Source organism: Kitasatospora purpeofusca, assembly GCF_000718025.1.
Taxonomy (GTDB): domain Bacteria; phylum Actinomycetota; class Actinomycetes; order Streptomycetales; family Streptomycetaceae; genus Kitasatospora; species Kitasatospora purpeofusca.
Map to the genome: position 1 here is coordinate 138,451 of NZ_JODS01000010.1, position 23,000 is coordinate 161,450.

Here is a 23,000-nt window from a genome sequence, read left to right on the forward strand (position 1 = left end):
CGGTGCGGAACGCCGGACCGTCACCGGTGACGAGCCATCGGTCACCTGCCGGGGAGTCCCGGGGGCCGTCGGCTTTTTGTTGCGCAATTAGCCAAAATACCAATCACGGCGGGTAATCAAGATCGTTGATCCGCAAGTAGGTTTCGATTTCATAGCGCTTCCCATCAGCACCGCTTTCGAGGGTTCCCCGCCCCCTCCACCCGTGCTACAAAACTGGTCTACACCACGTGTGGTGTAGACCAGTTCGCGGTTCGGCCCCTGTGCCCTCCCCCCGACCGACCCGCCCTTGCCGTAAGGAATCCACCCCCATGAGTCAGTCTGCGCAGGCACCGGCGCCCGCCACGGCTCCGGCCGCACCCAGTCCCGCCAAGAAGTTCGGCCAGAACCTGCTCCAGGGCCTGCAGAAGATCGGCCGCAGCCTCCAGCTGCCCATCGCCGTCCTCCCCGCCGCCGGTCTGCTGATGCGACTGGGCCAGGACGACGTGTTCGGCAAGGACGGCCTCGGCTGGGACAAGGTCGCCGCGGTGTTCGCCGCCGCGGGCAACGGCGTCTTCGACAACCTGCCGCTGCTCTTCGCGGTCGGCATCGCCATCGGCTTCGCCAAGAAGGCCGACGGCTCGACCGCGCTGGCCACCCTGGTCGGCTTCCTGGTCTACAAGAACGTGCTCACCGCGTTCCCGATCGCCGAGGGCCACATCGCCGACGGCAAGTGGGTCCCCGCCACCTACCAGAACCCCGGCGTGCTCGGCGGTATCGTGATCGGTCTGCTCAGCGCCGTGCTGTGGCAGAAGTACCACCGCACCAAGCTGGTCGACTGGCTCGGCTTCTTCAACGGCCGCCGCCTGGTCCCGATCCTGATGGCCTTCGTCGGCACCGCCGTCGGCGTGTTCTTCGCCCTGACCTGGGGCCCCATCGGCGACGCGATCAAGAGCCTGAACGACACCCTCATCGGTGCGGGCGCCGTCGGCGCCGGCGCGTTCGGCCTGGTCAACCGCGGTCTGCTGCCGGTCGGCATGCACCAGTTCGTCAACTCCTACGCCTGGTTCCAGACCGGTGACTTCACCAAGCCCGACGGCACCGTCGTGCACGGCGACCTGACCCGCTTCTTCGCCGGCGACCCGACCGCCGGACAGTTCATGTCGGGCTTCTTCCCGATCATGATGTTCGCCCTCCCGGCCGCCGCCTTCGCGATCGCCCACACCGCCAAGCCGCACCGCCGCAAGGCCGTCACCGGCATGATGCTGTCGCTGGCCCTGACCTCCTTCGTGACCGGTGTCACCGAGCCGATCGAGTTCTCCTTCGTCTTCATCGCCCCGGTGCTGTACGTCATCCACGCGCTGCTCACCGCCGTCTCGATGGCCGTCACCTGGGCGCTCGGCGTGCACGACGGCTTCACCTTCTCCGGCGGTCTGATCGACTACGCGCTCGCCTGGAGCAAGGCCACCGACCCGTGGCTGATCATCCCGATCGGCCTGGCGTTCGCCGCGCTGTACTACTTCCTCTTCCGCTTCGCGATCGTGAAGTTCGACCTCAAGACCCCCGGCCGCGAGGACGAGGACGAGATCGAGGACGTCACCAAGGCCTGAGGCCCGACGCCCGGAACCACCCGCACGCCGCTCACGGCCCCGCCCCGCCACCCGCTCCCCCGGGTGGCGGGGCGGGGCCGTTCCGCATGCCCGGAGCCGGTTCGCCGAAGTCCCCGGCCCGGCTCCCCGCGTGCCCGCACCGGCCGCGCGGGCGTCCGCCGAGCTGTCCACCGAGGTGGCCACCCGCTGGGACGACGGTTGACGAACCGGCGAGGGCGCTGGTCAACTGGGGCGGTGAACGCCTCCCACCCGCTGGTGACCCGCAGCCACATCGACTTCGGTCGCGTGTGGTCCGCGGCGTGTCGCGGCTGACCCGAGCGCTCCTCCCGCCGCCGCCCGGCTGACGTCCCGCCGCGCCCGGCCGTTCCTCCCCTCCCCCGCGCCCGCCCGTGCCCCGGGCGCGCGGCCCCGTGCCCGTCCGCACCGCCCGTCCCCGTACCCGCAACCGCCCCGGCCGCGCCACCGCGTCCGGGCCGCGGGCTGCGGCGGTCGCGGGCCGGTCCGCGACCGCCGCACGCACCGCTTCCGTACGAGGAAAGTCAAGGCCACCCATGCCCCGCCAACTGCACCTTTCCGCCGCCCTCGACAGCCCCGGCCGGTTCGACGCCGCCCACTTCACCGACCTCGCCCGGCTCGCCGAACGGGCCACCCTCGACTTCGTCACCCTCGACGACTCCTACACCCCCGAGCCCGGCCGGCTCGACGCGCTGGCGACCTTCGCCCGGCTCGCCCCGGTCACCAGCGGCCTCGGACTGGTGCCGACCGTCACCACCACCCACACCGAGCCCTTCCACACCTCGATCGCGGTCAACACCCTGGACTGGGTCAGCGAGGGCCGGGCCGGCTGGCTGGTCGGGGTCTCCGACACCGAGGCCGAGGCCAGGGCCTTCGGCCGCCGGGGCACCGCCCCCGCCGAGGAGCTCTGGGCCGAGGCCGCCGACGCCGCCGACGCCGCCTCCCGGCTCTGGGACAGCTGGGAGGACGACGCGGAGATCCGCGACGCCGCCACCGGCCGCTTCGTCGACCGCGCCAAGCTGCACCACATCGACTTCGAGGGTCCGTACTTCTCGGTCCGGGGGCCGTCCATCACCCCGCGCCCGCCCCAGGGCCGCCCGGTGATCGCGGTCACCGTCGCCGCCGCCGACCTCGCGCCGGACGCCGGACCCGGCGGCCGCGCCCGGGTCGCCACCGCCGTCCGGCACGCGGACGTCGTCCTGCTCGACGCCCCCGACCGGGCCACCCGGCTGACCGCCGCCACCGAGCTGCGGCTGCGCGGCGGCGAGGTGCTGCGGATCCTGGCCCGGATCCCGGTCGCGCTCACCACCGCCGCCGCGACCGCCGACCTGCTCACCGAGGCCACCGAGGGCGGCGGCGGGGTCGACGGCTTCCACCTGGTGCCCGCCGACCCGGCCCGCGACCTCGCGGTGCTCGCCGACCACGTGGTGCCGGCCCTGCGCGAGCGCGGCCTGTTCCGCACCGGCTACACCGGCCGCACCCTGCGCGACCGGCTCGGCCTGGCCCGGCCGGCCAGCCGCTACGCGGCCGCCGCCGCCACCCCTGCCACTGCCACTGCCGCTGCCACCGACACGTCCGCCGCCGGAACGCCCGCCGCCGGTACGCCCACCCGCTCCGCCGCGACCGCCGAGGTGACCCGATGACGGACCGTCCGCTCAAGCAGATCCACCTCGCCGCGCACTTCCCCGGCGTCAACAACACCACCGTGTGGACCGATCCGGCCGCCGGCAGCCAGATCGCCTTCGAGTCCTTCCGCCACCTCGCCGCCACCGCCGAGCGCGGCCGGTTCGACTTCCTCTTCCTCGCCGAGGGCCTGCGGCTGCGCGAGGTCAAGGGCCGGATCCACGACCTGGACGTGCTGGGCCGTCCCGAGTCGATCACCGTGCTGAACGCGCTCGCCGCCGTCACCACCCACCTGGGGCTGGCCGCGACCGTCAACGCCACCTTCAACGAACCGTACGAACTGGCCCGCCGCTTCGCCTCCTTGGACCATCTCTCCGGCGGCCGCGCGGCCTGGAACGTGGTCACCTCCTCGGACGCCTTCACCGGTGAGAACTTCCGCCGCGGCGGATACCTCGACCGCGCCGACCGCTACACCCGGGCCGCCGAATTCGTTCAGCTGGCACGGGAGTTCTGGGACGCGGCGGGCACCGGCACGGTCCGCCACCAGGGTCCGCAGTTCGACGTCGAGGGCACCCTCTCGCTGCCCCGGCCGCCGCAGGGCCACCCGGTGGTGATCCAGGCCGGGGACTCCGACGAGGGCCGCGAGTTCGCCGCCGCCACCGCCGACGTGGTCTTCAGCCGGCACTCGACCCTGGCCGCCGGGCAGGCCTTCCACGCCGACGTCAAGCGTCGGCTGGCCGCGTACGGACGCAAGCCCGACGAGCTGAAGATCATGCCCGGGGTGACCTGGGTGCTGGGCGACACCGAGGAGGAGGCCGTCGAACGGGCCGCCGGGATCCGCCGCGCCCAGGTGAGCCCGGCCACCGCGATCGCCTACCTGGAGCAGGTCTGGGGCGTCGACCTCTCCGGCCACGACGTGGACGGCCCGCTGCCGGAGGTCGACCCGGTGCGCGGGTCCGGACTGGTCCAGGGGCGGACCTCGCTCGGAGATCCGCTGGAGATCGCCGCCGAGTGGCGGGCGGTGGCCGCGGCCAAGGGGCTCAGCAGCCGCGAGCTGGTGATCGAGGTGACCGGTCGGCAGTCCTTCGTCGGCACCCCGCGGAGCGTGGCCGAGCAGATCGACCGCCATGTGCAGAGCGACGCCGCGGACGGCTTCATCCTCGTCCCCCACCTCACTCCGGGCGGGCTGGACGAGTTCGTGGACCGGGTGGTGCCGCTGCTCCAGGAGCGCGGGGTGTTCCGCACCGAGTACACCGGGACGACCCTGCGCGACCACCTCGGCCTGCCGGTCCCCGGCCGCCGCTGAGCCGCTGACCCGCCGTCGGGCTGCTGCCGGGATCGGCCCCGGCGGCGGCCCGGACGGGGGCTCAGATCTCGTAGACCGCCCCGGCCCGGGCGATCTCGACCGGCCCGGGATAGGCCGCGGCCGCGTCCCGCCGGTTGAGCTCGGCGTCCGTCCACGGCGGGATGTGAGTGAGCACGAGCCGACGGGCGCCGGCCGCGGTGGCGTGCTCGCCCGCCTCGCGGCCGTTGAGGTGGACGGCCCGGTAGGTGTCCCGGCCGTCCAGGTAGGCGGCCTCGCAGAGGAAGAGGTCGGTGTCCCGGGCGAGCTCGACGAGTTCGGCGCTCTCCCCGGTGTCGCCGGAGTAGACCAGGCTGCGGCCGCCGTGCTCGAGCCGGAAGGCGAAGGCGTCGACGGGGTGGTTGACCTGGGCGACGTCGATCCGGAAGGGACCGAGGTCGAAGCGGCCCGGGGTGAGGGTGCGGAACTCGAACACCTCCTTCATCCCCGGGTTCTCCGGCATGTCGTAGGCGCGGGCCATCCGTTCGGCGGTGCCGGCCGGGCCGTAGACGGGCATCGGCGCGGGGCAGCCCTCGGCCCGGTAGTTGCGGGCGACCCAGTAGGCGCACAGGTCGATGCAGTGGTCCGCGTGCAGGTGGCTGAGCAGGATCGCGTCGACCTCGTAGATCGAGGCGTACTTCTGGAGGGCGCCGAGCGCGCCGTTGCCGAGGTCGAGCACGACCCGGTAGCCGTCGGCCTCCACGAGGTAGCTGGAGCACGGCGAGTCGGCCGACGGGAAGCTCCCCGAGCACCCCACCACGGTCAGTTTCATCCGAGCCCCTCCGCCCCGACACGTCCTGGCTGCCGCTGGTCATGACAGCGGGCCGGGAGTACCGGCCGGAGGCGCTGCCCTGCGCGTGTTGTCGAGAGTAAGGGCGGAGCGGCACTTTGCCCCCGTCTCCGTGCCGTGCTGTGGCTGGAATCACCAGAACGCCGGGGGGACGGGGGACGGACGGTGCGCCGGTGGTGCTCCGGCGCCGGCCGGGCCGACCGGCGCCGGACGGCGGTGGGCGGCTCAGCGGTGGCCGGGGCGGTTCCGGGCCCAGGCGCGGACGGTCTCGGGGTACCAGCGCGGGTGGCCGCCGTCGACCACGTCGGGTTCGGGGAGCAGTCCGTGCCGCCGGTAGTTGCGGACGGTCTCCGGCCGGACGTTGATGTGACGGGCGATCTCGGCGTACGACCACAGGTCGGTACTGCGACTCACGGGCCACCTCCGCTGGTGCGTGGGGAGACGTTCGTGAGCAGCCTTTCCGCGCCGGGCGGCGGCCCCGCACCGGAACGGCCACCGTGGTCGTACCGTGACGAACCGGGAGCACGGTACGGACAAATCCCCGATCGTCACGATCGGGGCGGCGGGGGTTTCAGGCCCAGAGCTGGCCCTGCAGCGCCTCGACGGCGGCCTCGGTGGACTCGGCGGTGTAGATGCCGGTGGAGAGGTACTTCCAGCCACCGTCCGCGACCACGAAGACGATGTCGGCGCGCTCGCCGGCCTGGGCGGCCTTGCGGCCGACGCCGATCGCCGCGTGCAGGATCGCGCCGGTGGACACGCCGGCGAAGATGCCCTCCTCCTGGAGGAGTTCGCGGGTGCGGCGGACGGCGTCGGCGGAGCCGACCGAGAAGCGGGTGGTCAGCACCTCGGCGTCGTACAGCTCGGGGACGAAGCCCTCGTCGAGGTTGCGCAGCCCGTAGACCAGGTCGTCGTAGCGCGGTTCGGCGGCGACGATCCGCACGCCGGGGACCTTCTCGCGCAGGAAGCGGCCGACGCCCATGAGGGTGCCGGTGGTGCCGAGTCCGGCCACGAAGTGGGTGACGGTGGGCAGGTCGGCGAGGATCTCGGGGCCGGTGGTGGCGTAGTGGGCGCCGGCGTTGTCGGGGTTGCCGTACTGGTACAGCATGACCCAGTCGGGGTGCTCGGCGGCGATCTCCTTGGCGATCCGGACGGCGGTGTTGGAGCCGCCGGCGGCGGGCGAGGGGATGATCTCGGCGCCCCACATGCGGAGCAGTTCGCGCCGTTCCTCGCTGGTGTTCTCGGGCATGACGCAGACCATCCGGTAGCCCTTGAGCTTGGCCGCCATGGCGAGCGAGATGCCGGTGTTGCCGCTGGTGGGTTCGAGGATCGTGCAGCCGGGGGTGAGCCGGCCGTCGGCCTCGGCGCGCTCGATCATGTGCAGCGCCGGGCGGTCCTTGATGGAGCCGGTGGGGTTGCGGTCCTCCAGCTTCGCCCACAGGGTGACCCGGCCGTCGGTGTTGCCGGGGACCGCGGCGGACAGCCGGGGCAGGCGGACCAGCGGGGTGTTGCCGACGGCTTCGAGCGGGCTGTCGTAACGCAAGGGGTCCTCCGGCGGCGGCGGCGGTTCGGTCGGGTCCGGTCGGGCGGTGCCCGTCCCGGCCCGGGCGGAGCGCCGGGCCGGGACGGGCGGGGTGTCAGCGGGCGCCGCCGGCCACGGCGGGCAGGATGGTGACGCTGTCGCCGTCGGCGAGGGCGGTGGAGATGCCCTCCAGGAAGCGCACGTCCTCGTCGTTCAGGTAGACGTTGACGAAGCGGCGCAGCTCGCCGCCGTCCAGCAGTCGGGCGGCGATGCCCGGGTGGCGGGCGTCGAGGTCCTGGAAGAGTTCCCCGAGGTTGCTGCCGGTGCCCTCGACGGCCTTGGCGCCGTCGGTGTAGGTGCGGAGGATGGTCGGGATGCGGACCTCGATGGCCATGGGTGCGCTCCTGTGCGAGTCGTGAGGTGGGTGGGCCGCAGCGGGCGCGGCAGGGCGTGACGGCCCGGGGCGGAGGGATCCGCGGCGGGCCGGGACGGGCGGCTCAGCGCGAGCGCGCCGGCGTACCGGGACAGATCGCGCCGGCGTGCCGGCACAGGTCGATGTGCAGGCGCGCCACGAGGCGGGTGCCCGGGGCCTGGTTGCTAACATCGACGGAACGCATGGGCTCATCGTATAGATTCCCGGGCCCGCTCCTCCATGCCCGTCCCGGCATTCGGATGGTTTCGTCCCCCATGTCGAGATACCCCGGGAACAGCAGTGGCCCGCCGACCACTCGCGGAGGTCGGCGGGCCCCGCCCAGGTGGGTGCGGGTCAGGCCTGGTGGGCCTCGACGACCTGGACGTCTTCCTCCGTGATCACACCGTCCACGATGCGGAACGAGCGGAACTCGTACGGGTCTTCGGCGCCGTTCCCCTCGGCGGTGGAGACCAGGACGTAGTGGGCGTTCGGCTCGGAGGCGTAGCTCACGTCGGTGCGCGAGGGGTAGGCCTCGGTGGCGGTGTGGGAGTGGTAGACGATCACGGGCTCCTCGTCCCGGTCGTCCATCTCACGGTAGAGCTTCAGCAGGTCGCCCGAGTCGAACTCGTAGAACGTGGGCGAGCGGGCGGCGTTGAGCATCGGGACGAACCGCTCGGGGCGGCCGCTGCCTTCCGGACCGGCGACCACACCGCAGGCCTCGTCCGGGTGGTCGGCGCGGGCGTGGGCGACGATCGCGTCGCGCAGTTCTCGGGTGATGGTCAGCATGGCGTCAGGATAGCCACGCCCCGGCGGGTCACCGCCGGGGCGTCCACGACGGCCGGGGGTGCCGTCTCAGTGGGTGTCGGCTCCGTCGCCGGACGCGTGCAGGTGGTCGTGCGCGACCGCGTGCACCGCCTCGGGGCGGCGGCGCTTGAGCACCTGGTAGCCGACGACGAGCAGGACCGCCCAGACCGGGAAGACGTACAGCGAGATCCGGTTGTCCTTGTCCAGGGCGATCAGGACGACCACGAACACGAGGAAGGCGAGCGAGGCCCAGCTGCTCCAGACGCCGCCGGGGGCCTTGAAGGTGGGAGGCGGCAGGTGGCCGCCCTGCCAGGCCTTCCGGTAGCGGATCTGGCAGATCAGGATCATCGCCCAGGTCCACAGGCCGCAGACGGTGGCGACCGAGGTGATGTATTCGAACGCGCGGGCCGGGACGAGCGCGTTGAGCACCACGCCGGCGCCCATCAGCAGGCAGGACAGGGTGATCGCGACGGACGGCGAGCGGTGGGAGTTGAGCTTGGTCAGCCGTCCGGGGGCCTGGCCGCGCATCGCGAGGTCGCGCAGCATCCGGCCGGTGGAGTACATGCCGGAGTTGCAGGAGGAGAGCGCGGCGGTGAGCACCACGAAGTTGATGATGCCGGCCGCGGCGGGGATGCCGATCTTGCCGAAGGCGGCGACGAACGGGCTGACGCCGGGCTGGAACTCGGTCCACGGCACCAGCGAGAGGATGATCACCAGGGCGCCGATGTAGAACAGCGCGATGCGCCAGGGCAGGGTGTTGATGGCGCGCGGGAGGGTCTTCTGCGGGTTCTCGCTCTCCCCGGCGGTGACGCCGACGAGTTCGACGCCCAGGTAGGCGAACATGACGATCTGCAGGGTCATCACGGTGGCGCCGATGCCCTTGGGGAAGAAGCCGCCGTTCTCCCACAGGTGGGTGATCGAGGCGGTGTCGCCGGCGTCACTGAAGCCCAGGGTGAGGACGCCGATGCCGATCAGGATCATGCCGATGATGGCGGTGACCTTGACCATGGAGAACCAGAACTCGATCTCGCCGAAGAGCTTCACCGAGATCAGGTTGGCCCCGTAGAGGATCACCAGGAAGACCAGCGCGCTGAGCCACTGCGGGATGTCGGGGGCCCAGAAGCGGACGTAGACGGCCGCGGCGGTGGTCTCCGCCATGCCGGTGACCACCCAGAACAGCCAGTACGTCCAGCCGGTCACATAGCCGGCGAAGGGGCCGAGGAACTCCCGCGCGTACTCGGCGAAGCTGCCGGAGACCGGGCGGTAGGTGAGGAGTTCGCCCAGCGCCCGCATGATCGCGAAGATCACCACGCCGGCGACCGCGTAGGAGAGGATCAGGCTGGGACCTGACTTGGAGATCGCGGTGCCGGCGCCGAGGAAGAGTCCGGTGCCGATCGCGCCGCCGATCGCGATCATCTGGATCTGGCGGCTGCCGAGCCCCCGCTCGTAGCCCTCCTCGTCCGGTTTCGCGTCGACGACCTCGTCGTAGAGCTGTTCGGCCATGGTGCACCGTCCTGGATGGGATCTCGTGGTGGGACTCGTGGGGGTGGGGAGCAGTCGTACCACGCCCGATCCGGACAGCGGTGTCCATCTGAGCGATATTTGAGCATGTCCCGATAGGGTTTCGCCCGTTTTGACCGGAAAAGCCCCGGCCGCCCGTCCAGCATGCGGACGGGCGGCCGGGGCCTGTGCCGAACCGGGGCGGCCGCTCCTGGGGCGCCCCGGCGGCTCAGCCGGCCATCGCCTCCAGCAGCGACTCCTGCAGCGCGCCGAGCCACAGGTAGGCCATCACCAGCGGCTTGCGGTCGTCGCTGTCCGGCAGCTCGTAGAGGCCCCGCTCGTCCTCGTCGGTGACCTCCAGACGCACCCCGAGGGTCAGCCGCAGGTCGTTGAGCGCGCCCAGCCAGTGCCGGCACCCGGTGGCGTCCAGCTCGACCGTCCCGTCCTCGCCGCCCAGGCCGTCCAGGGTGCGCACGGCGTACAGCGCGTCCTCGCGCTTGCGGGTGCGCAGATCCGGCTCGGTGTAGCGGCGGAACTCCCCGGCCGCCTCCCGGGACTCCGGGTCGGCCGGTCCGGCGGGATCCCCGTAGGCGTCGGGGAAGAGCCGCGCCAGCGCCGGGTCCGCGGGCGCCTCGGTCGGCCCCTCCGCGAACAGCGCCGCCAGCGGGTCACCGCCGTCCCCGCCGGGGCCCGGCCCGATCAGCTCCAGCATCTGCACTTCCAGCGAGCGCAGGATGGAGGCCTCCAGCTCTTCCAGCGCGAGCACCGCGCCCCCGCCACCGGCACTCTCGAACAACCCAGCCATCGGTATCGGTCAGCCCGTCTTCGTCTTCGTCGCCGTCATCGTCGCCGTACTCGCCACCGCCGCCCCGGCGGGCGCCGCGGCCTCAGTCGTGCTGCAGGGTGGCCCAGAGACCGTAGCCGTGCATCGCCTGCACGTCGCGCTCCATCTCCTCGCGCGAGCCGCTGGACACCACGGACCGGCCCTTGGTGTGCACCTCCATCATGAGCTTCCTGGCCTTGTCCTTCGGATAGCCGAAGTAGGCCTGGAAGACGTACTGGACGTAGCTCATCAGGTTGACCGGGTCGTTGTGCACGATGGTGACCCAGGGGGTGTCCGGTTCCGCCACCGGTACGCCCTCGACCTCCGGGCGCTCGATCTCCACGGGCGCGACACTCACCGCGGGGTCCCTCCTGTCGCCTGGCTCTCCAGGTGGCTCCCACCTGGCCGTCACGTGGTTGCCACGTGCCCCTTCAGCCCCATGCTGCCATCCGGGGGACCTCGGGGCGATTCCGCCCCCGGCCCCGCGGACCGCCCCCGACCCGCCCCCGACCCCGCCCGCGGAGCGCCCGCCGACCGTCCGCGAGGGGCCCGGGAGGGGCCCGCGACGCGCCCGCCGAGGATCCGCCACGAGAAATCGTCACTTTGACGCTAAGGGGTAGTAGCATCATCCTCATGGACGCCACTTCCGTGACTGCGGCCGGCTCGACCGCGCTGCTCACCGACCGCTACGAGCTCACCATGCTCCAGGCCGCCCTGCGCAGCGGGGCGGCACACCGCCGCTCCGTCTTCGAGGTGTTCACCCGCAGGCTGCCCGCGGGCCGGCGCTACGGCGTGGTCGCCGGCACCGGCCGGGTCCTGGACGCGGTGGAGAGCTTCCGCTTCACCTCCGCCCAGCTCGACTGGCTCTCCGACGAGCGGATCGTCGACGAGGAGACCCTGCGCTTCCTCGCCGACTACCGGTTCACCGGCGACATCCACGGCTACCCCGAGGGCGAGGTCTACTTCCCCGGCTCCCCACTGCTCACCGTCGAGGGCAGCTTCGCCGAGGGGGTGATCCTGGAGACGGTGATCCTCTCGATCCTCAACCACGATTCGGCGATCGCCGCCGCCGCGTCCCGGATGACCTCCGCGGCCGGCGGACGCCCGGTGATCGAGATGGGCGCCCGGCGCGCGCACGAGCGGGCCGCCGTCACCGCCGCCCGCGCCGCCTACGTGGCCGGCTTCACCGCCACCTCCGACCTGGAGGCCGGCTTCACCTACCGCATCCCGACCACCGGGACCGCGGCGCACGCCTTCACCCTCGTCCACGACAGCGAGCGGGACGCCTTCCGGGCGCAGATCGACTCGATGGGCCGGGGCACCACCCTGCTGGTCGACACCTACGACCTGCGGGAGGCCGTGCGCACCGCCGTCGAGGTGGCCGGCCCCGAGCTGGGCGCCGTGCGGATCGACTCCGGCGACCTCACCCTGCTCGCCCACCGGGTCCGCCGCCAGCTGGACGAGCTCGGCGCCACCGGCACCCGGATCATCGTCACCTCGGACCTGGACGAGTACGCGATCGCCGCGCTCGCCGCCGCCCCGGTGGACGGCTACGGCGTCGGCACCAGCCTGGTCACCGGCAGCGGGCACCCGACCTGCGCGATGGTCTACAAGCTGGTCGCCCGGGCGGCCGGCCCGGACGGGCCGCTGGTGGCGGTCGCCAAGCGCTCGGCCGGCGGCAAGACCAGCGTCGGCGGGCGCAAGTGGGCCGCCCGGCGGCCGGACGCGGACGGCGTCGCCGACGCCGAGGTGGTCGGCACCGGGACGGTCCCGGCCGAACTGGCCCCGCACGTGGTGCAGGTGCCGCTGGTCAAGGCGGGCGAGGTGGTCGGCCGGGAGCCGCTGGAGGCCGCGCGCGAGCGGCACGTCCGGGCCCGGGCGAGTCTGCCGCTGTCGGCGACCCAGCTCTCCAAGGGCGATCCGGTGCTGGCGACCGAGCTGCACGTGTGACACCGGGGCAGACAAGGCGGCGGGGCGGTTCCGGGTGGGACGGTTCCGGACGGGGGGCCGGGTTCCGCACAGGAGGGCTCGGTGGCGCGGGTCCGCGCGACGGTTCGTCCACGGGCCGAGGGGCCGGGCCCGCCCCGGGCCTTCCGCCCCCGGATGCCACTGCCTACAGTCGACCGTAGAGTTCCCCTCACACGGGGCCTGAGGTCCCCTCACGCCCCCTTCCCCACGTCCTCCGCAGGACCCCACCGGACCGAGGAATACCAGCCATGCACCGGGCACTGATCGTCGTCGACGTGCAGAACGACTTCTGCGAGGGCGGCAGCCTGGCCGTCGCGGGCGGGGCCGAGGTGGCCGCCGCGATCACCGACCTCATCGCCGAGTCCGCCCCCGGCTACCGGCACATCCTCGCCACCCGGGACAACCACATCGACCCGGGCGACCACTTCTCCGACGACCCCGACTACGTGCACAGCTGGCCGGTGCACTGCGTCGCGGGTACCGAAGGGGTCGGCTTCCACCCGAACTTCGCGCCCTCCGTCACCTCCGGCGCGATCGAGGCGGTCTTCGACAAGGGCGCCTACGCCGCGGCCTACAGCGGCTTCGAGGGCGTGGACGAGAACAACCGGGGGCCCGCCGAGTGGCTGCGCGAGCGGCAGGTCACCGAGGTGGACGTGGTCGGCATCGCCACCGACCACTGCGTCAAGGCCACCGCGCTGGACGCGGCGCGGGCCGGGTTCACCACCCGGGTGCTGCTCGACCTCACCGCCGGGGTGGCCGCGCCGACGACCGCCGCCGCGCTGGACGAGCTGCGGGCGGCCGGGGTGGAGCTGGTCGGCACCCCGATGGTCGGGGGCTGAGCCTGGCCCCGTCCCGTTCGCGGGAGCGGCCCCCGGGACCGCTCCGGCGTTTCGGACCTTCCGGCGGCGGCAGTGGCGGCTCCGGACTCCCGGGCGCTCACCGCTCGGTGACCAGCAGTTCCACCACGTCGGTGCCGCCCAGCCGGAAGGCCTCCCGCAGTTCGGCGCCGACCGCGTCCTCGTCCTCGGCCAGCCGCGCGCCGGAGACGTACACCACCCGGACCCCGAGGTACTCCATCCGGTGCTGCCCGCCGCGCACCCAGGCCGCCTCCCCCTCGCTGACGCAGCGCAGCTCCGAGTCGACCTCGACCGCGACACCCGCCTGCGGCCAGTAGAGGTCCGGCACGGCGACGTAGGTGCCGCCGCGCATCCGCAGCTCCGGCGAGGTCAGCGGGACCGGCAGCAGCCACTCGTCCACCAGCTCGCCGACCCGCCCCAGCACCCGGTCCCGCTCGGCGGCCAGCAGGCCGTCCAGCACGGCCCGCACCCGGGGGTCGGCGGTCAGTCCGGACTCGGCCAGCTCGGCGGCCAACTCCCCCACCGAGCAGTGCAGCTCGGGCCGGCGGACGGCCTCGCCGAGCACCTCCCGGACCGGCGCGGGGGCGAACACCCCGGCACCGGCCCCGGCCGTCCACTCGGCGGAGGTCCACTCGCGCAGCGCGTCGGCCACCGCCCTGGCGACCGGCGCACAGGCCAGGCCGTGCACCGAGCGCGCCACCAACTCCCGCTCGGTGCGCCGGATCCGCACCTCCCCGGCGTCCTTCAGCCGGCGCTGGCGCGGCACCAGCACGTCCACCCCGGTGACCGCCGGCAGCCGGGGTACCGCGGCGAACCCGTACAGCGCGAGCGCGGCCGGGCCGGTGATCACCGCCCCCTCCCGGCTCCCCTCCTCCCGGCCGTTCTGCGCCGCGTACAGCAGCGCGGCCCACATCCGCTGCTCCGGCGAGGGCTCGCCGGACTGCATCAGATAGACCCGGGGCAGCAGCCGCTGCCAGGGCCCGCCGCGGCGGCAGTGCTCGCTGACGACCCGGGACGGCACGCCCCTGGCGCGCAGCTGACCGGCGGTGAGGACGTTCTGCTGACGGCGCGCCAGCTCCTCCAGGGAGGGCGGCGGCGTGGGAATCCGGTAGTTCATGCCGACACCATCCCCAACGCTCCGGAGCCTTTCCCGGCCGCCTGACGCACTGTTACCCAACCGTCGCGAAACCGGGACCAGCCCGCACTAAAGTCCTCATACCCTCACCCATTCGGAGGAATGGGTGATCATCGTCTTGTCATACTCGATCAGTCTCGATCGACCACCTGGCCGTCTGACCGTGCGTGACCAAGCACATACGGCAAAGTCACCTCCGGGCGTCACTCCAGCCCGCCGGATTGCCTACCCTTAGTACATGTCACGTGACGAGACCGCCGGCCTCCGCGCGGCCCAGCTCCGCCTCGGACGCCTGCCCGGATACGTCCGCCGGCCGGACCCGGCCCGCCGCAGCGGCGCACAGGGCCATACTTACAAGAAGGGTTGGGAGGTCCGCTTCACCGCGCGCAGCGAAGCGGAGATAGCCGAGATCCGCGACCTCGTGGTCGCCGCCGGATTCGCGCCCGCCCGACCCTTCTTCAAGGGCCATCAACTGATTCAGCCCGTCTACGGGATGGCAGCCGTCCAGGCCTATCTGGCGGCTAGACAGGCGGCCGAGGAACAAGCGGCGCGCACCGCCCCCGGACGGGTCCGGGGGACCTCCGCGACGGCCCGCCTGCGCACGGCCACCAGGGCCGCGCACGAGGCCGCCGAAGGCACCGCGCACGAGCTGCGCGAGCTCCACGAGGACCCCGGCCGCGAAGCCGCGGAGCACCCCGACCCGGGGCTCGCCGCCCGGGACGGCGATGCGCCGGGCGCCGATCTGCCGGAGCTCCCGGACCTGCCGGACGGCGGCGCGGCGGGACGCGGGACCGCGGACCACGGCACGGCCGATCTCCGCCCGGAGGAGCTCCGGGGCCGGGAGCACGAACGGCAACGGCTGGCCGTGGCCGAGGAAGTGGCCCGCACCGCAGGGGCCGCGGCTGCGGCGGCCGCGCGGCGCGCCCGCCGCCGGGCCGCGGAGGCCTTCCCCGCCCAACTCGCCCGGGGCACCGCACCGGACGACCTGACCGCTCCGACGAAGACCCGCAACACGACCTGACAGTTCGTCAACTCTTTGCTCGTACACGGCGATCCGCCGACGAAGGGCCGGGCACGCGGGACGCGTGCGACGGGGCCGGCCCACCGCCCCACCCCCTCCGGAAACGCACCGCCAGGCCGCTGCCCGCGTCATCGCCGCAGCCCGGCCCGGCCGACCCAGCGCGCGAGCGGTGGTGCGCACGGTGGTGCGGGCGCGGCTTCGCGCCGCAGGCGTGGACGGGAACCGCCGAACCGCTTACGGTGGCACATCACACCCCCCGCGGTGGCGCACCGACCGATCCGCCACCACGGCCGTGCCACCCCGCTGACCGGCCACGAAGCACCGCACCCCAGCCTCTGACACCACTGCGCAGCACTCCACGCCCCTCCGCCACCGCCGCACCGCACGCCGGCCCCCACCCGGCCACCGCCGGAACCGGCCGCACGGCGACTCCTTCCGGGCATTCCATCCGATTGGTAACCCAGCGCACCGAGCGCCTACCGTAGAGTGAGCACAGATGATCGACCGTCAGATGCCCATCTCACTTGCCGAGAAGCCGAGATGACCCAACGCCACGACAGCACCGCCGAGCCACCCCCGGGGCCCGGCGAACCTCCCGCCGTACCGCTGGAGTTCGCGGCATTCTGCGAACTGCACCGGCCGCGGTACCTCAGCTACGCCCGGGTCTGGCTGCCGGACCCGGACCGGGCCACCGGCGCCGTCCAGCAGGCCTTCGCCGAAATCGCCGTCGAGTGGCGCGAATTACTGGGGAGCTCGAATCCCACCGCGCACGCCTGGCAGATCCTGCGCACCACCGTCGACGAGCACACCCGGCAGAGCGGCCTGCCCGCAGCCCGCCCCGCCGCCCAGGACCGTCCCGGCCACGCCGCCGACGACGACCTCGCGATCCTGCACTACGTCGTCGGTCTCGCTGCACCCGAGATCGCCGACGTCATCGGCACCGACACCGCCAGCGTGGCCGGCCGGCTCCGCCGCACCATGCTGCGTGAGGCCTCCGGCTGGTGAGCCGCCGCCGGGCCCCGACCCGGCCCGCACCGGCCCGCACCGGCTCTCCCGGGCCCCATCCGGCCCGCCCGGGCCCGACCCCGGGCTCCCGTGCTCAGACCCGCTCGCCCGTCACGTCGTACAGGTGGTGGACCGGGTCGTGGATCAGGTAGCGGGCGAACGACTCCACCGTGAACCGCGCCCCGTCGGAGCGGTTGCCGGTCCGCTCCCACCGCGCGCCCGCCACCCCCTCGAACGCCGCCGCCAGCGCCTCCGCGGCCTCCGCCAGCTCCACCGCCACCACGGCCGGCCGCTGCTCGCCGTAGCGCTCGGCGACCGCCGTCGCGTCCTGGTCCCAGTTGGCGAACAGCGGGTCGTCCTGGTCCAGCATCAGGTCCAGCCGGACCCGGAACAGCCGGAAGACGTCGCGGACGTGGCACGCGTATTCGAGATCCGACCAGATCTCCGGACGCGGACGACGACGCAGCGCCTCCGGGTCGCCGCCCAGCACCGCCGTCCAGCCGGCCGCGTTCGCCCGGACCATCCCGGCCACGTCCTCCCGCACCACGGCGCCCGCGTCCAGCCCGCAGTCGGCGCAGGGCTGCTCCAGCACCCAGGTCCAGTCCTTGGTGTCGGGGACGATCGCGTCGGCGGTGACGGCGGGCTCGGGCGAGGTGTGCTCGGAATCGGTCATGCGCCCAGGATGGCCGCGCCGCGACCGCCCCCACCAGCGGCTTCAGCGCCAGCGGTCACCGAAATCCTGCCAGCCCTACCGCTCCGCGAGCTCGGAAGCCCGCTCGGAAGCCTCACGTGCGGCGAGCAGCTCCGCCAGATTCGCCCGGCTCCAGTCGCACAGCGCGTCCATCGGCCCCAGCAGCGTCCGCCCGAGCGGCGTCAGCGCGTACTCGACCCGCGGCGGGTTCTCCGCGAACTCCGTCCGCTCCAGCACGCCGTCCTGCTCCATCGACCGCAGCGACTCGGTCAGCACCTTCGCCGTGATCCCCACCAGCGGCACCCGCAGCTCCGAGAACCGGCGCGGGCCGCCCTCCAGACAACGCAGGATCCGCCACGCCCACTTCTTCCCGCCCAGCACCGGAACCGTCGGCACGGGGCAGTCCGGGTCGAAGAAGTCCGGCGGCAGCGGCGCGGGCACGGTCCGAGTCATCCCCCGACCGTAACCGAGGAGAGGTCCCCGCCGGTACCGTTGAAGTAACCGGCACCCCCCGGTCTACCGTCACCGCACCAGCGGACGGCCACCCCGGCCCCCGCCCCGAACCACCGACGGAGACCGCCATGAGCCGCACCCCCGCCACCACCACCGACCTCGTCGTCTTCGGCGCCGGCGGCCAGGTCGGCCGCGCCGTCGTCGCCGAGGCCCGACGCCGCGGACTGACCGTCACCGCCGCCGTCCGCGCCCCCGAACGGCACCCCGACCTGGCCGGCCCCGGAATCACCCTGGTCCCCTGCGACGTCACCGACCCCGACGCCGTCGCCACCACCGCCCGGGGCCACGCCGCCGCCGTCAGCACCGTCTACACGCCCGAGGTCCCCTCCGGCGAGTTCTACCCCGCCGCCACCCGCGCCCTGATCACCGGCCTCGCCACCGCGGGCGTCCACCGCCTCGTCCACGTCGGCATCGCCACCACCCTGGAGACCGCCCCCGGCGTCGCCGTCCACGACGACCCCGCCTTCCCCGAGGCCCACCGCGCCTTCTCCCTCGGCCACGCCGCCGCCCTCGACCTGCTCCGCGACTCCCCCGCCACCCTCGACTGGGTCGTCGTCACCCCGCCCCTCGACCTCGACCGCACCGCCCCCGGCACCGGCCACTACCGCGTCGGCGGCCCCCAGGTCCTCGGCGCCCGGATCGCCCAGGCCGACCTCGCCGCCGCCGTCACCGACCAGCTCACCGGCCCAGCAGCCCGCCACCGCGAGCAGATCGCCGTCGCCGAATAGCCCCTCACCCCTGCCGCGGCGGCGGATACCCCTGGTACGCCGCCGCGGCCGCCCGGTCCCGCCGACGCCGCCCCCGCACCACCAGTACCGCCACCACACCCCCCACCAACAACGCACCGGCAACCCCCGCAGCCCCCACCAGCACCCACCGCACCCCGCGGTTCCCCCCGTCCGCCACCGGCGCGGCGGCCTCCGGCGACTCCCACGCCTCCTCGGTCGGCTGCGGCCCGTTCCCCTGCGACTCCGCCCGGCCCAGCAGCGGGTTCTCCCGCGAGCCGCTGTCCACCGCCGGATTCGCCTCCAGCGCCTTGCCGGGCGCCAACACCCCGTAGCCGTAGCGGTTGCTGGGGACGGCCGACCCGTCGGCTGGTGCCGAGGCGGACTTGATCATCCGGTTGATGACCTGCCCGGCGGAGAGCGACGGGTACTTCGCCCGGATCAGGGCGGCGGTGGCGGAGACGTAGGCGGTGGCGTCGGAGGTTCCGTTACCGATGCCCTGTGCACTCGTCGACTTGGCGCCGGCCTGGGGAATGTCCGCACCGGGCGCCACCAGGGTGGTCTCGGGACCGACGTTGGACTTGCTCCAGAGTTGGCCGTTCCGGTCGACGGCGCCGACCGCGACGACCCCGGGGAAGGCCGCCGGGTAGAGGACGGAGCTCGTCTCATTGCCTGTGCTTGCCACCAGGACCACGTCCTTGTCTACCGCGTACTTGACGGCCGCACGCGCCTCGGGATCGATCCCGGAGACTCCACCGATGGACATACTGATGACGCTCGCACCGTGGTCCGCCGCGTAGCGGATCGCCATGGCGAGCTCCGACTGCGGCGAGAGCGACTCCCCCTCCATCGGGATCCGAACCGGAAGGATCTTGGCCTTGGGAGCCAGCCCCATGATGCCGTCCCCATCGCCGTGGCCATGGCCGGCGATGAGGCTGGCCATGCCGGTTCCGTGGCCATTGGTGTCCACGGTGCCGTCGGTGTTCGCCCCGGTGAAGTCCTTACCCGCCAACACCTGTCCTGTCAGGTCTCGATGGTCCTTCAGCACACCGCTGTCGATGACCGCGACCGTGACACCGTCTCCCTGCGAGACCGGCCAGACCGCGGACTCAGCCCGGTACGTGGCAAGCGGCCACTGAGAATCCCTCACGCTGTCGGCGCGGGACATCCCAGCACCGACCGCTGCCAGCAACACCCCCGCCAACACGGCTGCCCCGCGACTCAGACGCCAGCCACTCAAGCCCTGCCACCCCACTCAGCGCAGAGGCTGCCCCAGGTCCGAACGACCCGCAGGGCAACCGATCGATTGGCCCGGGCCCGAAGGCCGACCGTCATTCCACCACGTTCGGATTTGCAGGCTGGTCGGACGCCCAGGTCTCCTCGTCCTCGACCAGGTAGTCAGGACGTCGCCGCTTCTTCTCCTCGTCCTTCCTCCCCCTGTCGGAGCTGCCGAAGGGCATCAGAGGCGCCTGCGTCGAAGGACTCCTGCCACCGGTCTCCGCCTGGATCCGCCCACGCGCTCCCAACCCCGAGCCGCCTTCGGTGAAGGCTTGCTTGCCTCCGCCACCCTTCCCGGGCCGGTCACCGACACCGACAACCGTGCCTCCGGCGCGCCCGGCCGCACCTCCGGCAGCGCCTCTCCCCCGCGCAGAACCGGCGCCGGTGGTCCCGCCTCCACTCATGCCAGGCATGCCCGCCGCACCGAAGGCCGCACCACTGCGACCAGCTGCGTTGCGGCTCGGTACCCCTTCCTTACCGGCCCGCACAGCCGCAGGTCCTGACGTGTCGCGCCGAGCCCCCGAGCCGGTCCCTTGGCTACCGACAGGGGTGAAGGGCTGCACCGTCCCGCTCGGATGAGGAGATGTGCCGCCGATTGCCTGCGACGCAACCGGCTGGGCCACAGGGCTGCTCGGCAGAACTTGATTGCCACCGCTCCCCGGCGTACCGAGCAGAGACGTACTGCTCGGGTCCGGCTTCCTGCCGGGCACCTGAGAGAACCCGGGCTCGGTGCCGTCCACTACCGTTCCGGAACCGAAGCTCACCGGAGGGGACTTGGGTGGCGGCATGGCAACCCCACCTTTGACACCGGGGTCGGAGGGGGCCGACGGTTGCTTCGAGAACGACGGACCCGCCGTCCGGGAGGTCGAGCTTCCAGTACCGCCCATCTGAGGATCCACCACTCCCGCGCCGCGCGAACGGGAGGCGGGCGCCGTACCCGGCCCGGGACTGCTTGCCCCGACACCGCCGAGAAAGCCACCCACAGCCGCGTACCCGCTCGCTCCGGCGTCGCCGTCCTCAGGCAGATCCGTGTAATCGGCCTTCTCTCCCGGCTTCGGCAGCTGCCCCGGTGGCGGCGGCTTCAGCATGGGGGCGGCGGTGCGGTAGTGCATGGCGAGGGTCTGGAGGACGGTGGCGGCCTCGGCCTTCTTCTGGTTGGCGAGGTCGGTGCGGGAGTCCTCGTCGTCGGCGCCGAAGAGGGAGGAGAAGGTGTCGCCGACGCCGTCCTTGAACTGGGCCCAGCCGCTGGGTTCCTCGGGCATGTTGCGTTTGGCCTCGGCGATGGCCTCGGAGACCGCCTTGAGGGTGATGGCCGCGTCGTTGGCGTAGGAGGCGGCGGTGTTGATGGTGGTGGCGAGGTGGAGCATGCGGGTGTGGAAGGCGTCGCTGGTGCTGCCTTCCCAGCTGGTGGCGGCCTCGGTGCTGGCGCGGGTGAGGGTCGTGCGGATGGCCTTGAGGGTGTCGGCGGCGCGGCGCCAGGGGTCGGCGGCGGCCATCACCTCGCCGGGGTTGAGGGCCTGGACCATGGCGCGGAGTTCGGCGTGGCTGAACTGCCGGAAGTCGGTGTACTTCATCGGACGCCCTTCCCGTCGTCGTGCTGGGCCGGGGCGGTGGTCCGGGCGTAGGCGGCGGTGCTGGTGGCCGAGGGGTCGGCCACGGACCAGCCGTCGTCGCCGAGCTTCAGCTTGGTCCGGGTGCGGTGTTCCTGTTCCTCGTAGTTGGTGGCGGTGAGTTCGGCCTTCTTCTGGGCCTCGTCGACCGCTTCCTGGAGCTGGTCGAGGACGTCGCGCAGGCCGTCGCGCATGGTCTGGTAGCGGCCGTGCAGGTCGGTGGCCTCGGCGAAGGTGCCGAGGGCCTTGGGGCCGATGCCGCTGCGGCCGTGGGTGGCGGTGCCGTCCGCGTGGTGCTGGAACTCGGCCAGGAGCAGCCGCACTTGGGCGGCGAAGGCGCGCAGTTGCTCGACCTCGACGCGGTAGCCGCGTCCGGACCCGCCGGTCGATCCTGTTCCGTTCCCCGTTCCGCTTCCCGTTGCCACTGCGGCGCCTCCCCCGTGCGTCCGGCCGGTGTGTCGTTCACGGTTCTGCTGATCCGGTCATGTCTAACACACGATCCGCGCCCCTGGCGTGCCGTCAGTTCACGTCCGACGTAACGACGGTGGTGCCGGTGGCTCCGGTTGCGGTGAGCGCGGCGAGGGCGCGGCGGCAGAGCGAGTCGGCGTGCCGGGTGGTTTCGGGGAGGCGGTAGTGGGGGGTGAGGGCGAGGGTGGTCTCGACGGCTTCGGTGAGGCCGATGCGGTGCCCGACGGAGACGAAGACGGGTTTGACACCGGCCCGGGTGCGGACGGCGCTGCCGACCTCCTCTCCCGTGGCCGGGTCGGTGAGCGGGGTGCGGTCGCCGCGGTCGGGGCCGGGGGGCCGGTGGTCGAAGGTGAACGGGGTCTTGGCGACGCCGAGGGTGCGCAGGCCGGTGAGGACGCCGAGGTGGCTGGCGAGGCCGAGGCGGCGGGGGTGGGCGAGGCCGTAGCCGTCGCAGACGACGGTGCCCGGGCGGTGGGTGAGGGCGTCGAGGGCGTCGAGGACGGCGGGGATCTCGCGGAAGGCGAGCAGGCCGGGGATGTACGGGAAGGCGATGCGTCCGGTGGCGGTGGCTTCGTCGACGACGGCGAGGGTGGCGCGGTCGAGCACCACGGCGGCCGCGACGACGAGGTCCCGTTCGTCGTCGTAGGCGACGTCGACGCCGGCGATCAGCCGGTCGTCGCCGACCGGAACGGAGGAGGCCGCCCCGGTCGGCTCGACCAGCGGGCGCAGGCGTTCCTGTTCGGCGAGCGCCTCGGCCTCGGTGGTGGGCCAGTCGGCGGGGATGGGCACGGCGGTTCCCCCTGGTGCGTGGTGCGGTGCTGCGGTCGGGCCCACGGTACCGAGCGGGACGGACGGGGTCGGGGGCGGTTCCGTGAGCCCGTGCGCCCCCCGTGCCCCGGGCGCGCCGGGCTAGCCTGGACGGAATGCCGCGGACGAACCGCCGGAACGCGCCGAACGCCCTTGCCCCGCACGGTTCCCCGCCGCGGCCCGGGCGGCACCGGGGCGGCCGGTGTCCGACTCCGGCGGCGGCCCGCCCGTTCCCCCCGACGCGCGAAGGACTCCGCCATGTCGCACCGCCCGACCACCGCGCAGTTCGCTCTCGGTGTCTTCACCGTGGTCGCCGCCACGGTCGCCCTGCTGGCCGCCACCGGTGTCTCGGGTGTGCTGGGGGTCGCCGTGGTGGTGCTCTTCGCGCTCGCGCTGGGCACCTTGGTGACGGTGCTCGCGGCGCCGGCCCCGCACGCGGCCGACCGGCGCGCGGAGCACCGCACGCCGGTCGGCGGGCACGAGTAGGAAGCCGCTCGGGCCACCCGCG

General features: G+C 73.2%; 25 protein-coding genes. 9 read left to right on the forward strand and 16 right to left on the reverse strand.

All coding sequences use genetic code 11. From position 1 onward, the window contains the following. Positions 1-308 precede the first annotated feature (308 nt). From IF01_RS0116730 to IF01_RS0116740, 3 genes are all read left to right on the forward strand, one after another. Positions 309-1,586, forward strand: a complete 1,278-nt coding sequence (locus IF01_RS0116730; RefSeq protein WP_030394311.1) for a PTS transporter subunit EIIC — start codon at positions 309-311, stop codon at positions 1,584-1,586. A gap of 551 nt (positions 1,587-2,137) precedes the next feature. Next, positions 2,138-3,244 (forward strand): LLM class flavin-dependent oxidoreductase, encoded by a 1,107-nt coding sequence (locus IF01_RS0116735; protein ID WP_063764229.1) that lies wholly within the window; start codon positions 2,138-2,140, stop codon positions 3,242-3,244. Next, on the forward strand, positions 3,241-4,530 hold the full coding sequence (locus tag IF01_RS0116740; protein ID WP_030394227.1) for an NtaA/DmoA family FMN-dependent monooxygenase: 1,290 nt from the start codon (positions 3,241-3,243) through the stop codon (positions 4,528-4,530). Before IF01_RS0116735 ends, IF01_RS0116740 begins: the two co-directional genes overlap by 4 nt. 61 nt (positions 4,531-4,591) lie before the next feature. Here IF01_RS0116740 and IF01_RS0116745 read toward each other — a convergent pair whose 3' ends face one another. The 9 genes from IF01_RS0116745 to clpS all read right to left on the reverse strand — a co-directional run bounded on the left by IF01_RS0116745 (position 4,592) and on the right by clpS (position 10,772). Then, entirely contained in the window at positions 4,592-5,338 is a 747-nt protein-coding gene (locus tag IF01_RS0116745) for an MBL fold metallo-hydrolase (protein WP_030394228.1), read from the reverse strand. Between the two features lie 243 nt (positions 5,339-5,581). Further along, complete coding sequence (locus IF01_RS0116750; RefSeq protein ID WP_030394229.1) at positions 5,582-5,770, reverse strand: MerR family transcriptional regulator; 189 nt, start codon at positions 5,768-5,770, stop codon at positions 5,582-5,584. Positions 5,771-5,927: 157 nt separating this feature from the next. After that, a complete protein-coding gene (locus IF01_RS0116755; protein ID WP_030394230.1) occupies positions 5,928-6,896 on the reverse strand; it encodes a PLP-dependent cysteine synthase family protein in 969 nt (322 codons plus the stop codon). Between the two features lie 94 nt (positions 6,897-6,990). Continuing rightward, positions 6,991-7,269, reverse strand: coding sequence for a MoaD/ThiS family protein (locus IF01_RS0116760; RefSeq protein ID WP_030394231.1), 279 nt, complete (start codon positions 7,267-7,269; stop codon positions 6,991-6,993). 103 nt (positions 7,270-7,372) lie between these two features. Then, positions 7,373-7,492, reverse strand: coding sequence for a putative leader peptide (locus IF01_RS51355; protein ID WP_317621128.1), 120 nt, complete (start codon positions 7,490-7,492; stop codon positions 7,373-7,375). 149 nt (positions 7,493-7,641) lie between these two features. After that, on the reverse strand, positions 7,642-8,073 hold the full coding sequence (locus tag IF01_RS0116765) for a M67 family metallopeptidase (RefSeq protein WP_030394232.1): 432 nt from the start codon (positions 8,071-8,073) through the stop codon (positions 7,642-7,644). A gap of 66 nt (positions 8,074-8,139) precedes the next feature. Beyond that, complete coding sequence (locus IF01_RS0116770; RefSeq protein WP_051742547.1) at positions 8,140-9,594, reverse strand: amino acid permease; 1,455 nt, start codon at positions 9,592-9,594, stop codon at positions 8,140-8,142. 226 nt (positions 9,595-9,820) lie between these two features. Continuing rightward, positions 9,821-10,396, reverse strand: coding sequence for a DUF2017 domain-containing protein (locus IF01_RS0116775; protein ID WP_030394234.1), 576 nt, complete (start codon positions 10,394-10,396; stop codon positions 9,821-9,823). 82 nt (positions 10,397-10,478) lie between these two features. Next, entirely contained in the window at positions 10,479-10,772 is a 294-nt protein-coding gene (clpS, locus tag IF01_RS0116780; protein WP_030394235.1) for an ATP-dependent Clp protease adapter ClpS, read from the reverse strand. A 275-nt stretch (positions 10,773-11,047) separates the two neighbouring features. Here clpS and IF01_RS0116785 point away from each other — a divergent pair, with 275 nt between their 5' ends. Together IF01_RS0116785 and IF01_RS0116790 are read left to right on the forward strand one after the other, a co-directional pair. After that, the gene (locus IF01_RS0116785; protein ID WP_030394236.1) at positions 11,048-12,364 is read left to right on the forward strand and encodes a nicotinate phosphoribosyltransferase; all 1,317 of its coding nucleotides are present in this window, start codon (positions 11,048-11,050) and stop codon (positions 12,362-12,364) included. A 266-nt stretch (positions 12,365-12,630) separates the two neighbouring features. Beyond that, the gene (locus IF01_RS0116790) at positions 12,631-13,221 is read left to right on the forward strand and encodes an isochorismatase family protein (protein ID WP_030394237.1); all 591 of its coding nucleotides are present in this window, start codon (positions 12,631-12,633) and stop codon (positions 13,219-13,221) included. Positions 13,222-13,318: 97 nt separating this feature from the next. Here the strand turns inward: IF01_RS0116790 and IF01_RS0116795 are convergent, their stop codons facing one another. Beyond that, entirely contained in the window at positions 13,319-14,356 is a 1,038-nt protein-coding gene (locus IF01_RS0116795) for a hypothetical protein (protein WP_051755488.1), read from the reverse strand. A gap of 256 nt (positions 14,357-14,612) precedes the next feature. On the opposite strand from IF01_RS0116795, the gene IF01_RS0116800 reads away from it, so the two are divergent. Together IF01_RS0116800 and IF01_RS43955 are read left to right on the forward strand one after the other, a co-directional pair. Beyond that, complete coding sequence (locus IF01_RS0116800) at positions 14,613-15,395, forward strand: hypothetical protein (RefSeq protein ID WP_030394239.1); 783 nt, start codon at positions 14,613-14,615, stop codon at positions 15,393-15,395. Positions 15,396-15,935: 540 nt separating this feature from the next. Then, positions 15,936-16,400 (forward strand): RNA polymerase sigma factor, encoded by a 465-nt coding sequence (locus IF01_RS43955; protein ID WP_051755489.1) that lies wholly within the window; start codon positions 15,936-15,938, stop codon positions 16,398-16,400. A gap of 94 nt (positions 16,401-16,494) precedes the next feature. Here the strand turns inward: IF01_RS43955 and IF01_RS0116815 are convergent, their stop codons facing one another. Continuing rightward, complete coding sequence (locus IF01_RS0116815) at positions 16,495-17,073, reverse strand: DinB family protein (RefSeq protein WP_051742544.1); 579 nt, start codon at positions 17,071-17,073, stop codon at positions 16,495-16,497. Between the two features lie 75 nt (positions 17,074-17,148). Further along, the gene (locus IF01_RS0116820; RefSeq protein WP_030394242.1) at positions 17,149-17,544 is read right to left on the reverse strand and encodes a winged helix-turn-helix transcriptional regulator; all 396 of its coding nucleotides are present in this window, start codon (positions 17,542-17,544) and stop codon (positions 17,149-17,151) included. 128 nt (positions 17,545-17,672) lie between these two features. Between IF01_RS0116820 and IF01_RS0116825 the strand changes: the two genes are divergently transcribed. Beyond that, entirely contained in the window at positions 17,673-18,332 is a 660-nt protein-coding gene (locus tag IF01_RS0116825; protein ID WP_030394243.1) for an NAD(P)-dependent oxidoreductase, read from the forward strand. Positions 18,333-18,336: 4 nt separating this feature from the next. On the opposite strand, the gene mycP is transcribed toward IF01_RS0116825, so the two are convergent. The 4 genes from mycP to IF01_RS0116845 all read right to left on the reverse strand — a co-directional run bounded on the left by mycP (position 18,337) and on the right by IF01_RS0116845 (position 22,474). Beyond that, positions 18,337-19,497, reverse strand: coding sequence for a type VII secretion-associated serine protease mycosin (mycP, locus tag IF01_RS0116830; protein WP_157855251.1), 1,161 nt, complete (start codon positions 19,495-19,497; stop codon positions 18,337-18,339). Positions 19,498-19,660: 163 nt separating this feature from the next. Continuing rightward, positions 19,661-21,181, reverse strand: coding sequence for a WXG100-like domain-containing protein (locus tag IF01_RS0116835; protein ID WP_030394245.1), 1,521 nt, complete (start codon positions 21,179-21,181; stop codon positions 19,661-19,663). After that, the gene (locus IF01_RS0116840) at positions 21,178-21,642 is read right to left on the reverse strand and encodes a DUF2563 family protein (protein WP_149030568.1); all 465 of its coding nucleotides are present in this window, start codon (positions 21,640-21,642) and stop codon (positions 21,178-21,180) included. Before IF01_RS0116840 ends, IF01_RS0116835 begins: the two co-directional genes overlap by 4 nt. Positions 21,643-21,736: 94 nt before the next feature. Further along, positions 21,737-22,474 (reverse strand): endonuclease V, encoded by a 738-nt coding sequence (locus IF01_RS0116845; protein ID WP_078880028.1) that lies wholly within the window; start codon positions 22,472-22,474, stop codon positions 21,737-21,739. Between the two features lie 276 nt (positions 22,475-22,750). On the opposite strand from IF01_RS0116845, the gene IF01_RS41830 reads away from it, so the two are divergent. After that, positions 22,751-22,978, forward strand: coding sequence for a hypothetical protein (locus IF01_RS41830; RefSeq protein ID WP_037779993.1), 228 nt, complete (start codon positions 22,751-22,753; stop codon positions 22,976-22,978). The last annotated feature ends 22 nt before the right edge of the window (positions 22,979-23,000 follow it).

What these genes read in the sequence shown, in the direction of transcription:
- IF01_RS0116730 (WP_030394311.1), top strand. Translation starts at nt 309, where the DNA reads ATGAGTCAGTCTGCGCAGGCACCGGCGCCCGCCACGGCTCCGGCCGCA.
- IF01_RS0116735 (WP_063764229.1), top strand. Translation starts at nt 2,138, where the DNA reads ATGCCCCGCCAACTGCACCTTTCCGCCGCCCTCGACAGCCCCGGCCGG.
- IF01_RS0116740 (WP_030394227.1), top strand. Translation starts at nt 3,241, where the DNA reads ATGACGGACCGTCCGCTCAAGCAGATCCACCTCGCCGCGCACTTCCCC.
- IF01_RS0116745 (WP_030394228.1), bottom strand. Translation starts at nt 5,338, where the DNA reads ATGAAACTGACCGTGGTGGGGTGCTCGGGGAGCTTCCCGTCGGCCGAC.
- IF01_RS0116760 (WP_030394231.1), bottom strand. Translation starts at nt 7,269, where the DNA reads ATGGCCATCGAGGTCCGCATCCCGACCATCCTCCGCACCTACACCGAC.
- IF01_RS51355 (WP_317621128.1), bottom strand. Translation starts at nt 7,492, where the DNA reads ATGCGTTCCGTCGATGTTAGCAACCAGGCCCCGGGCACCCGCCTCGTG.
- IF01_RS0116765 (WP_030394232.1), bottom strand. Translation starts at nt 8,073, where the DNA reads ATGCTGACCATCACCCGAGAACTGCGCGACGCGATCGTCGCCCACGCC.
- IF01_RS0116770 (WP_051742547.1), bottom strand. Translation starts at nt 9,594, where the DNA reads ATGGCCGAACAGCTCTACGACGAGGTCGTCGACGCGAAACCGGACGAG.
- IF01_RS0116775 (WP_030394234.1), bottom strand. Translation starts at nt 10,396, where the DNA reads ATGGCTGGGTTGTTCGAGAGTGCCGGTGGCGGGGGCGCGGTGCTCGCG.
- IF01_RS0116785 (WP_030394236.1), top strand. Translation starts at nt 11,048, where the DNA reads ATGGACGCCACTTCCGTGACTGCGGCCGGCTCGACCGCGCTGCTCACC.
- IF01_RS0116790 (WP_030394237.1), top strand. Translation starts at nt 12,631, where the DNA reads ATGCACCGGGCACTGATCGTCGTCGACGTGCAGAACGACTTCTGCGAG.
- IF01_RS0116795 (WP_051755488.1), bottom strand. Translation starts at nt 14,356, where the DNA reads ATGAACTACCGGATTCCCACGCCGCCGCCCTCCCTGGAGGAGCTGGCG.
- IF01_RS0116800 (WP_030394239.1), top strand. Translation starts at nt 14,613, where the DNA reads ATGTCACGTGACGAGACCGCCGGCCTCCGCGCGGCCCAGCTCCGCCTC.
- IF01_RS43955 (WP_051755489.1), top strand. Translation starts at nt 15,936, where the DNA reads ATGACCCAACGCCACGACAGCACCGCCGAGCCACCCCCGGGGCCCGGC.
- IF01_RS0116815 (WP_051742544.1), bottom strand. Translation starts at nt 17,073, where the DNA reads ATGACCGATTCCGAGCACACCTCGCCCGAGCCCGCCGTCACCGCCGAC.
- IF01_RS0116820 (WP_030394242.1), bottom strand. Translation starts at nt 17,544, where the DNA reads ATGACTCGGACCGTGCCCGCGCCGCTGCCGCCGGACTTCTTCGACCCG.
- IF01_RS0116825 (WP_030394243.1), top strand. Translation starts at nt 17,673, where the DNA reads ATGAGCCGCACCCCCGCCACCACCACCGACCTCGTCGTCTTCGGCGCC.
- mycP (WP_157855251.1), bottom strand. Translation starts at nt 19,497, where the DNA reads ATGTCCCGCGCCGACAGCGTGAGGGATTCTCAGTGGCCGCTTGCCACG.
- IF01_RS0116835 (WP_030394245.1), bottom strand. Translation starts at nt 21,181, where the DNA reads ATGAAGTACACCGACTTCCGGCAGTTCAGCCACGCCGAACTCCGCGCC.
- IF01_RS41830 (WP_037779993.1), top strand. Translation starts at nt 22,751, where the DNA reads ATGTCGCACCGCCCGACCACCGCGCAGTTCGCTCTCGGTGTCTTCACC.